Source organism: Pirellulales bacterium, from assembly GCA_019694455.1.
GTDB lineage: Bacteria > Planctomycetota > Planctomycetia > Pirellulales > JAEUIK01 > JAIBBY01.
This window is the reverse complement of the sequence record JAIBBY010000049.1, coordinates 26,398-38,991: the sequence shown is the minus strand read 5'-3', so window position 1 is coordinate 38,991 and position 12,594 is coordinate 26,398. Positions and strand designations below refer to the sequence as shown.

Sequence of the window (12,594 nt, the reverse complement as noted above, 5' to 3'; positions counted from 1 at the left end):
GGCCAGAGCTGCTCGTCTCGGTGGTCGCTCGCGCGTCGGGCGCGTTACGAACCGTTGAGGGGCTGGTTAACTGCGGCGCGGGGATTGAGCCAAAAGCGCGCTTGTATATATTTAGGTCAAATTCGGTGGGCGCGCCGCTCCAAAGCATGCCGGCGGGTAGCCCGCGGGGGATCCCCGCCGCAAGTCGCCTCGACGCTTTTTCTGAGTGTTCGGCGGCAACACCATGGCGCTCTCAAAGCCGGCTGCCCGGCCGTCGGCGGTGTGCCAAAATGTCGTCATCCTATTGACGACCAAGGACTTGCCGAAGATCGAGCTATGACGCGATTGTACCGTTCGCTGTTGCTGCTGTTTGCCAGCGCGACGCAGAAGGAAGCTGGCTCGACCAAAGCTGTACTGGAGAAACAGCACAGTATCAACTTGCCGGGTTAATAGCGCTTAAGTGCTTCAACGCAATTTCGTAACGTTTTGTTTCGGTCGCTGTAAGAAACTCGCGTTTGTCTCTATATAGCTTGACGACGGTTCTGTAGTCGCTTACATGCCATGCGTTGTCAGCAGCTTCTCGAATTTGTCTTAGATCTCGCTCCTGAGCATATATATCACAGTCAATGCGGCGTTGCTGTGTAAGAGCGACAAATGCGTCCGCATCGTTTTGAAGAAAAGGTAATCCGTAACGCACAAGCAGCTGGGCAATTTCATTTAGTGCCGCCTTCAGCCTTTCTTCTGTACTTGCTTGAAAAAAAGGCCGCTGCGCGAGGGGGAGGCCTGCGACACCTAGCACCTCCCCGAGGGAAAACGGTGGCCCCAATTGTGGAAGTTTACACACCGTTTGGCCAATCTCCAAGCTCACTTCAAATGAGCGGTGGGCATCGTATCGAATTTGTACAAAAACGTTGTTCGACTCCCACCGGACCAACGTCTCACTAGAAAGCACACGTTGGAACTTAAAAGACGACTCGAGAAATCTAAATGCTTCGGAGGAAATCTTTTCTAACGATGTAACCATATTCAAGACTCTCTGCCTTCAGCTTCCCGGTGGGCGGTATGCGCGTGTTGCACGATCAAATCGCCATCCACGAGACTCAAGTAGAGCTAGTTTCAAAACCGTCGTGAACTAACCTTCCACTGTGCAAGGAGTTGAGTTAGGACGTGTCATCGAAAGGAGACTTTTGATGGCCAAGCGACACGATGTCAAAGTCACGGATGAGCAATGGGAAAAGATCCGTCCGCACTTGCCTGAGCGGAAGCGTAACCGCAAGGGAGGCTGACCAGCCTCAAATTCCTGTACCACTCATTATGAAGATCGGGGTTGGGGGAACTCCGCTATGCTGCTGGAGCGCAGGCTGAGGCGTTGGCGCAGCGCTTCGTAAAAAAGTACGGCCGCCGTGGCCGAAACATTGAGGCTATCGGCCAGTCCCAGCATGGGCAGCCGAATGCTAGTCACGCCAGGCGCGTGCCAGAGCGACGAAAGCCCTTCGACCTCGCTGCCGAGCACCAGCGCCGCGGGACCGGAGAGGTTCGCGCGTGTGTACTCAAGCTCCGCGGTCGGCAGCGCGGCGAAGATCGCCAAACCATTGGCGCGCAGCCAGTCGAGCGTTTCCGATGAACTGGCGGTGGCCAGCGGCATCTCGAAGATCGTGCCCAGGCTGGCGCGAATGCAGTTGGGATTAAACAGGTCCACCTGGCCGTCGGCCACGATTACGGCCGACACGCCGGCCGCATCGGCGCTGCGGAGCACCGCGCCGATGTTGCCCGGCTTTTCGAGGCCAGACAACACGGCCACCAATGGCGACGGCGGTAGTTGGATTTGGTCGAGCCGAGTCTGGGGGGTGATGGCCACGGCCAAGACCCCTTCTGCCCGGTCGCCAAAGGCCAGCTTTTCGAGCACGCGCGGCGCCACTTCGCAGCGCTCGACATTCAGGGCGTCGAGTCGGGCGAGGACGGCCTGGCTATCGGCGGTGCGGCACAACTCCCGGCAGTAGAACACCGTTTCCAGCGCGACGCGCGACTCGATGGCGCGCAAAAGCTCGCGGGCGCCGTCGATGAGGTAGCGGCCGGCACGGCGGCGATGGCGGGCATCGCGCAGGCGAGCCACCTCTTTGACGCGGGGATTTTGGGGGCTGGTGATCATCGGCCTGGAAAAGGATCAACGGTTACGGAAGTTCGTCGTGGAATCGCGATCCCATTGTTGCACCAGGCATTGCAAGAATTGCAAGCGGCCGGCGCGGCGAATTATTTTGGTCGCGGCGCACATTGCAGGCAAGCTGCTGGTGCAAAGCGACTTAGGTCGATATTGTCCGGTTCAATCGACACGCTGACAGCAATTGGCACGCGGGGTGCTAATACCGATTGCAACCGAGTTCCCGAAAACTCGAAAAACCCAGTCCTTCGCCCCCGGGGGCCAGCACGATGGAACGAGCGGCCAAACTCAACTGGATGAACGACATTCTCGACCACCTGCGTCACTGTTACGACCAGTGGACGGTGGCCGACGAGACCAGCCAACACTATCTGTCGGAGGTCATGAAGCGCGATTTGGACGAGTTTCGTCGCCTGTGCGACGCCTCGCGCGTCGCCGAGCGGGGACCGGCCGTCCGCGCCGCCTGAACCTGCGATCGTCCCAAACTTTCCTTCTGGCGTTCCCAACCCTAGGGCCGGCAAGCATTCGCCCGTGCTTGTCGGCCCGCACGCCATTCTGGAACGTGGCTGACGGGGGAAGCGCGCGGCGAGTAGAATAGCACGCTTTATCTCGCGCAGTTTGGGATCATCCGCGTGCCATGACTTGGGCCGAATCGACTTCGCGCGACGCCGCGATCGAATTTTTGCATAGTCGCATCGACTACGAGCGCGCCGCGGTCGCCAGCCTCGGGGCGACGGAGTGGAAGCTGGAGCGCATGCGCGAACTGGCTGAGCGGCTCGGCGATCCCTTGGCCCATATTCCGGTGGTGCATGTCGCGGGCACCAAGGGCAAAGGTTCGACGGCGGCGATGATCGCGTCGGCGCTGACCGCCGCCGGGCGTCGAACGGGCCTGTTCAGTTCGCCCCATCTGAACCGCACGGAAGAGCGGGTCGCCGTCGACGGGGCCGCGATCAGCGGCGCCGAACTGGGGGAGTTGGTCGCCGAACTGCGCCCCCACATCGAGGCCATGGACCGGGCGGCCGTGCGGCTGCCGGGGGAGTTTGGACCGACCTATTTTGAGATCACCACCGCGCTGGCTCTGGCGGCATTTCGGCGCCGCCGGGTCGACGCCGCCGTGCTGGAGGTGGGCATGGGAGGCCGGCTCGACTCGACGAACATCTGCCTGCCGGTGGTGTCGGTTATCACCAGCATCAGCCTGGACCACATGCGGCAACTGGGCGACACGCTGGCGGCGATCGCCGGCGAAAAGGCGGGCATCATCAAGCGCGGCGTGCAAGTGGTGAGCGGGGTGACGCCGCAAGAGCCGCGCGACGTGATTCGACGCATCGCCAGGGAAAATGGCAGCCGCCTCGTGGAACTGGACCGAGATTTTCGGTTTGCTTATCAGCCCGCGCGATCGTTGAATTTGCGGCCCAACCAGCCGCGCATGGATTTTTCGTCTCGCGATTGGTCGCTAGCCGATGTGGCGCTTCCGGCCTTGGGCGGCCATCAGGCGCAGAACGGGGCGGTGGCGCTAGCGACTTTGAAGTTGCTCCGCGAACAAGGTTGGCGGCTTCCGGAGTCGGCGATTCGGCAGGGGCTGGCGACAGCGCCGTGCCCTGCGCGAGTGGAGGTGGTATCGCGCCGGCCAGCGGTGGTGCTGGACGTGGCGCACAATGTGGCATCGGCCAGCGCGCTGCTGGAAACCTTGAACGAGAGCTTCGACCCCTGCCGGCGGGCGCTGGTGTTCGCCACGACGCAGGACAAGGATTACGCTGGCATGTTGCGGCGGCTGGTCCCGGCGTTCGATCGGGTGGTGCTGACGCGGTATGCGAACAACCCGCGCGGCGTGCCGGCCAACGAACTGGCGGCGCCGTGGACGGGGGACCCGCGCGTGCAAGTGTGCGCCGATGCGGCGCTGGCCTGGGAAGCTATGCAACAATGGGCGGGCGCCGACGATTTGATCTGCGTTGCCGGTTCGTTTTATCTGGCGGCGGAGATGCGAGCGCTCTGGGACGGCCCGGCGGCGGCGCCCAATAGCGCCGTGCGCAGCATGGCGTGAGCGGGAACTGCCAGACCTGGAATAGCGAGGGAGCGATGAAGAAGAGCAGATTGCGAGTCAGCGCGGCGCTGGCCACGCTGTGTGTGGCCTTGGCCTGGGGAATGACCGCCTGGGGCCAAAACGGACCCAGCAACGATACCGTGGTGCAAACGCTCGACGCGCAGGTCGATCGGTTCTTTAATACAATCTCGACCGGCGAAGCGGGGCCCGCGCTAGAGACGCTGTTGGCCGGCAACAACGCGCTGCTGCGGTCGGCGTCGCTCGCCGAACTACAGACCAGCACCGCGCAGATCCCCACGCGATTTGGCGCTTACCGCGGCCACGAGCAAATCGCGGCGCGGCGAATTGGGCAGGACCTTGTGCTGCTCAAATATCTTTACAAGTGCGAGCGCTTCCCGGTGGTGTGGCACTTTGTCTATTACCGTACCGCGGCGGCGGACGAGATGGGCACGTCGACCTTGCAATGGACGCCGATCACCGTGCGATTCGACACTGATCTGGAGCTCTTGGCGCTGGAACCGGTGCCGTAGAAATCGCGCTACACCACTCGGTAGCGGAGCGCGGGGTTCATCTCGCGCTCCACCTCGTCCAGGTTGCTCACCTGGAGTTGTCCGTGCTGGTCGAGGTACTCGACATGCGCGCCGACTTCTTCGAGCGCGAGCAGGATATTGAATCCCTTGACGCGGGGATACATCTCTTTCGAGATCTGACTGATGGTGATCGGGTCGTTCGAGGCGCGAATCACGTCGAGCACGCGATCGAGCTTGCGATCGTGGCTGTCTCGAATCTGGCCAATGCGCTTGTAAACATCGCGGATGGGGCCTTCGTGCCCGCCGAGCGCCACATCGAAGCCGGGCGACTCGGCCACGCGATCGAGCGCCTCGAGGTAGTGTCCCAGTCCGTTGTAGTTGGTGATGCTCTCGGGCGATTGGTGCGGGGTGGTTTTTTCTAAAATGTGGTCGGCGCTGATCAACACGTCGCCCATGACCACGCAGACCTGGCCGGGGCAGTGGCCGGGGGTGTGGATGAAGCGCATGCCGTCGATCGTCTGCCCATCGGCGATGGTGAAATCGACGCGGAGCGATTTGACATGCTTTTTAGAAAAGCCGTAGTACTCCATGAGCTTGAGCTGAAAATCAGCGTCGACGCCGGCGCGCTCCAGATAGACGCGCAGCGCCTTGGTGGCCACGGTCACCCGCTCTTCGTAGGCGGCCAACACGCGGCGATCGAGCACATGAATGCCGATCTCGGCGTCGGTATGCTCCATGAGCATTGGCAGGCCGCCAAAATGGTCGATATGCCCATGCGTGAGGATGATGCGACGAATGTCGCTGACGTGGAATGGTTCGCCAAACTGGGTGCGAATGGCTTCCAGCCCTTGCAGCAGGTGATCGTTCGAGTTGCCGTAGCCGCTACCGGTGTCGATGATCGTGGTCGGGCCGACATCGAATACGACGTAGGCATAGGCGATGAAGCCGGGGAAGGCCTCGACCGGCAGGCGGTAAATCTTGGCCCCCGAGCTCGACTGAAATCGTTCAATAGGCGGAAGTTCGGTCAGAGAGACCATGGGCGCAGCGTGTCCACTGAGGGGGGAGGCGGTGGTTCAGCGGCAGGGGGGTGAGTCTGTTCTATCGCGGCGCATGCGGCGTCACAACCGGCAATCGCCGCCCGAATGGCCAGTTTTTTGACCGCGTTTGCAGTCGACCGCCGTGGTCGCGAGAATTGCCGGCTGGAAAACCATTTCTCGGAAGAGGAGACCGTTGTGAAATGCAAGGCGTGTTGGCACTGGTTGGCAATGATGGTGATGGTCGCGGGCTCGGCATGTGGCGAAGAGCCGATTGTGCCGCAGGAGCCAATGGCGTTATTCAACGGACACGATCTGACCGGCTGGCGCGCCTGGCTCAAGGAATCTGGATACGAAGATCCCAAGCAGGTTTTTCGCGTCGAAGATGGGCAACTGCACATCACCGGCGATGGCCTCGGTTATCTGGCCACCGCAAAGACTTACGCCGATTTTGAGCTGATCGTCGAGTTTCGCTGGGGCGAAAAGACCTGGGGCTCGCGGCGCGAGGCGACGCGCGACTCGGGCGTTTTGGTCTACGCCAACGGTGAGGATGGCAGCGCGCTGGAGAACTGGATGCCAAGCCTCGAAGTGCAACTGATCGAAGGGGGAACCGGCGACTTTATAGTGATCAACGGCAAGCGACCCGATGGCTCGCCGACCGAGGTTGCGATCGTGAGCGAGGTGGCGCGCGATCGCGACGGCGAGGCGATCTGGAAGGCAGGGGGCAAAGCGGAGAAGTTCACCGCCGGACGGGTGAATTGGTATGGCCGCGACCCCGACTGGGAGGACAAAATTGGCTTCCGCGGCAAAGAGGATGTGGAGAGCCCCCTGGGCGAGTGGACCACGGTGCGGACCGTGTGCGACGGGCCACACGTGCAGGTGTTTGTGAACGACCGGCTGGTGAACGAGGCCAAGCAGGTGACGCCAACCTCGGGCAAGATCTTGATCCAGACCGAGATGGCGGAGCTATTTGTCCGAAAGGTCGAGCTGCGACCGCTTTCGGCCAAATCCAAGGCCAAGCGATAAATTTCGCGAAACCAGCGGGCAGCGGCGGGGTTCAACCGAACGGGGAGAGTGCGTACGTATTGTTCTGTCGTGTTCTCCAACTCATTGGCCAGCAAGCGTTGGGGGGATGTTATGGGCAAAAGACAGCCGGTTTCGCGCCGCCGGCCCCTACATGGTTTCACGTTGATTGAACTGCTCGTGGTGATTTCGATCATCGGGATCCTGATCGGAATGTTGCTGCCGGCGGTCATGTATTCGCAGGCCACCATGCGGCAGACGCACTGCAAGGCCAACCTGCAACAGATTGGCTTGGCGCTGATGATGTATGTCGATCGGCAGGGGATCGAGGGGGTGTTTCCCGACGCACCCAGCCTGCCGAGCGTGGCGCCGCAGCGCGAGAACATATTGCAATTACTGGGACCGTTTATCGAAAACAGCAAGCCGGTGTTCGTTTGCCCCAGCGACACCGAGTACGCGGAAGTGGAGAAGCTGAGCTACGAGTACCCCTCGGCTCGCTTGGCCGGAAAACGGCGCGTGCAACTCACGGCCGACCGCAACGGCAATGAGCGGTACGCCTCGAGCGAGGTGATGCTGATGTACGACTTTGAGAACTTTCACGGCACTTGGATTCGGGGCTCGCGCGTCGACGAGGAGGACGAAACGACGTTCCATCGCGGCACGCGCAATTTTCTATATCTCGATGGGCATGTCGACAATTTCTGAGTAACGCTTCGCGGAGAGCTGGCCATGAAGAAGGCGATTGGCGTCACGGCGGCCCTGCTAGTGATTGGCGGCGTGGTGTGGGCGATGCGCGGACCGAGCGTCGATCCGGAGGTGCTGCGGGTCGAAGCGATGGCCGACCAACTGTTTAACAACCGCGAGGGGATGACCGACGAGCAGCGCCGCCAGGCGTGGGGCGATTTTCGCCAGACGATCGAGCAATTGCCCGACGAAACCCGGCAGCAATTGCGGCAACGTCGCGAGGCGCAGATGAACAAGCGGATGGAGGAAGAGCTGACGAAGTTTTTTGCCTTAAGCCCGCAAGAGCGGACCAAGGAACTGGACAAGCGGATCGACCAGATGGAACAGTGGCGAAAGCGCTGGGAGCAGGAGCGCAACCGGCCGCAGACCGCCAATCGAGATCGAGGCGGCCGCGAGGGAAATCGGAGCGCGGGGGGGGATCGCGGCCGAGACGGCGGCGGACGGGAACGCTGGTCGAATATGTCGGGCGCCGATCGCAATCAACGCCGACAAGAATATTTGAGCCGCACCACGGCCACCCAGCGCGGGATGCGAGATGAGTACTCGCGCCAAATGCGCGAACGACGCCAACAGCGGGGACTCCCCCCCGGCCGCGGCGGCCGCTGGGGTTAGCATCACCCCAAGCTGTCGGGGCAATTTTTTTCTTCCGGTCGGCATTCTTGCCGCCGGGTGGGTAGGGATCGTCGGCGCCATCGGAATCCCCCCCAACGGGTTCGCTGGCGAAATCGATTTGTCGCCGGACGCTTCGTGCCTTGGTATAACCGCCCGTTTATGCTGGAGGTTTTGGCAGGCGGCGGCGTCACGACAGCAGCGTAAGCTGCGGCTGATCGCGGCACGGCAGCCATCGCAGCGTATTGTTTTTCGTCAACTACATTCCACGCTGGTCCAATGAAATACGCCATCTATCCGGTCTTCTGCCTGGCTATTTTGTCGCTGGCTTCCGCTCGTGGCGCCGACCCCGCCGCCGGAGTGTTGCCGCAAGGCGCGGACGGCCGGCCGCTGAATCTCGATCTGGAGTCGGGCAAGCTCGATGGCTGGGTAGCCGCCGGCGCCGCCTTCGAGAAGCAACCGGTGCGCGGCGACACCGTGCGTGGCCGCCGGCCCGATATGCAGAGCGGTCATCAAGGGGAGTTCTGGATCGGCAGCTATGAACTGGCAGGAGACGAGCCGCAAGGGACACTCACTTCAGCGGCTTTCACCATCAATCAGCCGTGGGCCAGCTTTATGGTGGCAGGGGGCAACAGCCCCAAGACGCGGGTGGAATTGGTGCGGGTCAGCGACGGTCAGGTGCTCTTCAAGACCAGCGGCGACAACGGAGAGGGGCTCAAATTCGCCGTGGTCGATTTGCGTCCGTACGCAGGCCAGCAGGCGATGGTGCGACTCGTCGATGAGTCGAGCAATGGCTGGGGGCACATCAACTTCGACGACTTTCGACTGCATGCCGACAAGCCGGCGTTTCCGGCCGAGCGGGTGGTGGCGATCGCCGACGAGTACGCTCATGCGGGGTTAGAGCCAGAGGAAGCCGCGCGAGCGATGAGTGTGCCGGCCGGTTTTTCGGTCAAGCTGTTTGCCGGCGAACCCGACGTGCAACAGCCGATCGCCATGACGATCGACGACCGTGGTCGGCTGTGGGTGGCGGAGGCTCACAATTACCCCCATCGCAGCAAGGACGAAGACGCTCGCGACCGCATCTTGATCTTTGAAGACCGCGACGGCGACGGCCATTTCGACGAGCGGAAGGTGTTCATCGAAAAGCTGAACCTGGTCAGCGGCATCGCGCTGGGCTTTGGCGGCGTGTGGGTCGGAGCGGCGCCACACTTCTTGTTTATCCCCGATCGGGATCACGACGACCGACCCGATGGCCCGCCCGAGGTATTGCTCGACGGCTGGGGGTTTCACGACACGCATGAAACGTTGAACGCTTTTATCTGGGGGCCGGATGGCTGGCTATATGGTTGCCATGGCGTGTTCACGCATTCTCTGGTGGGCAAGCCGGGCACGGATCGCGCCGACCGCACGCCGCTGAACGCCGGCATCTGGCGCTACCACCCCACACGACACGAATTCGAGGTCTTCGCGCACGGCACCAGCAATCCGTGGGGTGTCGATTTTGACGAGCACGGAGAGGCTTTTTGCACGGCCTGTGTGATTCCGCACTTGTTCCACATGATTCCCGGCGCGCGCTACCATCGGCAAGCGGGTTCGCACTTTAATCCGCACACCTACGACGACATCAAGACGATCGCCGACCATGTGCATTGGGTGGGCGCGCAGCCACACGCCGGCAACAACCGCTCTGACGCCGCGGGGGGCGGACACGCCCACTCGGGCGCGATGATCTATCAAGGCGGACATTGGCCGGAGCAATATCACGGCCAGATCTTCATGAACAACATTCATGGCGCGCGAATCAATGTCGACGTTCTGGAGCCAGCGGGCTCGGGCTTTGTGGGCCATCATGGCGCCGATTTTTTGCTGGCCAACGATAGCTGGTCGCAGATTTTGAATTTGTATTACGGCCCAGACGGCAACGTCTTCATGCTCGACTGGTACGACCAGAACCAATGCCATCGCGTCGAACCCGACATTCACGATCGTTCGAATGGGCGCATCTTCAAGATCGTGTACGGCGATCAACCGGCGGCGCCGGTCGACATGGCCGCTCTGGGGGACGAGCAACTGGCCGATCTACTGTTGCACAAGAACGAGTGGTTCGTGCGGCACGCGCGGCGACTGCTGCAGGAGCGCGCCGCGGCGGGGACATTGCGGCCGGGCGTGCGCGAACTGTTGGCTAAGCGGGCGTTTGAGCATCCCGATCCATCGCGGCGGCTGCGGAACCTGTGGGCCCTGGCGACCACCGGCGGGCTGGACGACGCGCAGATCGAGCGCGGCTTGGCAAACGATCAACCGTATGTGCGGGCGTGGACGATCCGCATTGCGTCGGAAGATGAGGCGCGGCTCGCGGCCGCATTGCCGAAGATGACGCAATTGGCCCAAGCGGACGATTCGCCCGTGGTGCGCAAGTTTCTGGCGTCGGCGGCGCAGCGCGTGCCGCTGGCCGAGCGCTGGGATTTGATGGCGGCGCTGGCCAAGCATGGCGAAGACGCCGACGATCACAACCTGCCGCTTTGTTATTGGTATGCGCTAGAGCCGTTGGTGGCGGCCGATGGGGCGCGAGGTTTGGCGCTGGTCAGCGATTCGCCGCTACAACAGCTTTTGGCCATGTGCGCGCGGCGCGTGGCCAACGGGGCCAAGGAAGCGAATTTGGCGCTTGTCGTGGATGAACTGGGGCGCCAGACCGATCCGGCGCGGCAGTTGGCGATTCTCGAAGGAGTTCAATTGGGGCTGAAAGGGCGCCGCCGAGCGCCGCGGCCCGCAGCATGGAGCGACGTGGCCGACAAGCTACGGGCGAGCGCCGACGAGCGCGTGCGCAACGCCGTGGAATCGCTGGCGGTGACACTGGGCGATCCGGCGGCGTTCGCCGAATTGCGCCGCAAGGCCGCCGACCCGCAGCAAGAGACAAGCACACGTCGCGCCGCGATCGTGGCGTTGCTATCCGCGCGCGACGACCAATTGGCCCCAGTGCTGCAAAGGTTGCTGACAGACGACGCGCTACGCGCAGAAGCGCTGCGCGGGCTGGCGGCTTACGGCGACGAAAAGACGCCCGCGGCGATTCTGGGGGTGTACGCCAAGCTCAATCCCGCAGAACGACGCGACGCGCTGGCCACCTTGGCCTCGCGCACCAGCTATGCCGCCAAGCTGCTGAACGGCCTGGCCGACAAGACCATCGCCACGAGCGATGTTTCGGCCGATGTCATTCGCCAGTTGCGCAACCTCAAGGACAAATCACTCGACGAGCGGATTCGCAGCGTCTGGGGAGAGGTGCGCGACACCAGCGCCGACGTGGCCGAGCGGATCGCGCAGCATCGCAAACTGCTAACAACCAAGCCGAAGCAAGAACCCGATGTGGCTCTAGGCCGGGCGATGTACCTCAAGACGTGCCAGCAGTGTCACACGCTATTCAACGTGGGGGGCAAGGTGGGGCCGGAGTTGACGGGCTCCAACCGGGCCAATCTCGATTATCTGCTGTCCAACGTCCTCGACCCGAGTTCATTGATTTCCAAAGATTACATGGCGACCGTTGTCGCCACCACCGATGGCCGAGTGCTGACCGGCATCATCCGCGAGCAAGATGACCAGAAGCTGACGCTGGCCACCGCCAACGAAACGATCGTCTTGCCGCGTGACGAAGTGGACGAACTGTCGCCAAGCACGAAATCGATGATGCCCGACGATGTGTTGCAGCCGCTATCAGAGCATCAAATTCGCTCACTGGTGGCCTACTTGGCGAGTCCGCAGCAGACGCCGCTGCTGGCGACGGCGGAGAACGCGGCGAGCCTGTTCAACGGCGTGGACCTGGCAGGCTGGAGCGGCAATCGCGACTTGTGGAGCGTTGAGGGGGGTGAGTTGGTCGGCCGGACCGGGGGCCTGGATCATAACGAGTTTCTGGTGAGCGACCTGACGGTGGGAGACTTCCGCTTGAAGTTTCAGGTAAAGCTCACCGGCGAAGCCGCCAATAGTGGGGTGCAGTTCCGCTCCCGGCCGCTGGAAGACGGCGAGGTGCAGGGATATCAGGCCGATATCGGCAAAGGCTGGTGGGGCAAACTCTATGAGGAGCGCGGCCGCGGCCTGCTGTGGGACAAGTCGGGTGAGCAGTATGTGAAGGCGGGGGACTGGAACGACTACGAAATCGAAGCCACAGGCAGTCGCATTCGCACCTGGATTAACGGCCAATTGTGCGTCGATCTGGACGACGCGGCGGGCGCCCGGCGAGGAGTGCTGGCGCTGCAACTACACGCCGGTCCGGCCATGGAGGCCCGCTACCGCAATTTTGCGTTGACCGTGGAGACCAGTGAGCCGGTGGCCGAAGGCGCCCAGGCCGCCAAATAGGACCGGTATGGTCCCCTTTCTGACCACCGACGGCAACTAGCTGTGCCAGCCTTGGCTGGTGTTAGAATATCGGCGCGCCGGAAGTCGCGGGGAATCGACTATCGGCGGCCAACGCTTTTCTTGTTGGATCTCGCG

Annotated in this window: 11 protein-coding genes; 8 read left to right on the top strand and 3 right to left on the bottom strand. The window is 62.2% G+C overall.

What is annotated here, in order from left to right:
- Positions 1-412: 412 nt before the first annotated feature.
- Positions 413-1,009, bottom strand: a complete 597-nt coding sequence (locus K1X71_16960) for a hypothetical protein (GenBank protein MBX7074834.1) — start codon at positions 1,007-1,009, stop codon at positions 413-415.
- 160 nt (positions 1,010-1,169) lie between these two features.
- Here K1X71_16960 and K1X71_16955 point away from each other — a divergent pair, with 160 nt between their 5' ends.
- Positions 1,170-1,265, top strand: coding sequence for a transposase (locus K1X71_16955; protein ID MBX7074833.1), 96 nt, complete (start codon positions 1,170-1,172; stop codon positions 1,263-1,265).
- Between the two features lie 26 nt (positions 1,266-1,291).
- On the opposite strand, the gene K1X71_16950 is transcribed toward K1X71_16955, so the two are convergent.
- On the bottom strand, positions 1,292-2,128 hold the full coding sequence (locus K1X71_16950; GenBank protein MBX7074832.1) for an RNA methyltransferase: 837 nt from the start codon (positions 2,126-2,128) through the stop codon (positions 1,292-1,294).
- Positions 2,129-2,406: 278 nt separating this feature from the next.
- On the opposite strand from K1X71_16950, the gene K1X71_16945 reads away from it, so the two are divergent.
- The 3 genes from K1X71_16945 to K1X71_16935 all read left to right on the top strand — a co-directional run bounded on the left by K1X71_16945 (position 2,407) and on the right by K1X71_16935 (position 4,708).
- Positions 2,407-2,604, top strand: coding sequence for a hypothetical protein (locus K1X71_16945; protein MBX7074831.1), 198 nt, complete (start codon positions 2,407-2,409; stop codon positions 2,602-2,604).
- A 170-nt stretch (positions 2,605-2,774) separates the two neighbouring features.
- Positions 2,775-4,178, top strand: coding sequence for a bifunctional folylpolyglutamate synthase/dihydrofolate synthase (locus tag K1X71_16940; GenBank protein MBX7074830.1), 1,404 nt, complete (start codon positions 2,775-2,777; stop codon positions 4,176-4,178).
- 35 nt (positions 4,179-4,213) lie between these two features.
- Positions 4,214-4,708 carry a hypothetical protein gene (locus K1X71_16935; GenBank protein ID MBX7074829.1) on the top strand — a complete coding sequence of 165 codons (495 nt, stop codon included), beginning with the start codon at positions 4,214-4,216 and terminating at the stop codon, positions 4,706-4,708.
- An 8-nt stretch (positions 4,709-4,716) separates the two neighbouring features.
- Here the strand turns inward: K1X71_16935 and K1X71_16930 are convergent, their stop codons facing one another.
- Complete coding sequence (locus K1X71_16930) at positions 4,717-5,745, bottom strand: MBL fold metallo-hydrolase (protein MBX7074828.1); 1,029 nt, start codon at positions 5,743-5,745, stop codon at positions 4,717-4,719.
- A 195-nt stretch (positions 5,746-5,940) separates the two neighbouring features.
- On the opposite strand from K1X71_16930, the gene K1X71_16925 reads away from it, so the two are divergent.
- From K1X71_16925 to K1X71_16910, 4 genes are all read left to right on the top strand, one after another.
- A complete protein-coding gene (locus tag K1X71_16925; protein MBX7074827.1) occupies positions 5,941-6,768 on the top strand; it encodes a DUF1080 domain-containing protein in 828 nt (275 codons plus the stop codon).
- A 111-nt stretch (positions 6,769-6,879) separates the two neighbouring features.
- A complete protein-coding gene (locus K1X71_16920) occupies positions 6,880-7,470 on the top strand; it encodes a type II secretion system GspH family protein (protein MBX7074826.1) in 591 nt (196 codons plus the stop codon).
- A 24-nt stretch (positions 7,471-7,494) separates the two neighbouring features.
- Positions 7,495-8,121: a hypothetical protein gene (locus K1X71_16915; GenBank protein MBX7074825.1), complete on the top strand. Its 627-nt coding sequence runs from the start codon at positions 7,495-7,497 to the stop codon at positions 8,119-8,121.
- A 276-nt stretch (positions 8,122-8,397) separates the two neighbouring features.
- On the top strand, positions 8,398-12,459 hold the full coding sequence (locus K1X71_16910) for a DUF1080 domain-containing protein (GenBank protein MBX7074824.1): 4,062 nt from the start codon (positions 8,398-8,400) through the stop codon (positions 12,457-12,459).
- Positions 12,460-12,594 lie beyond the last annotated feature (135 nt).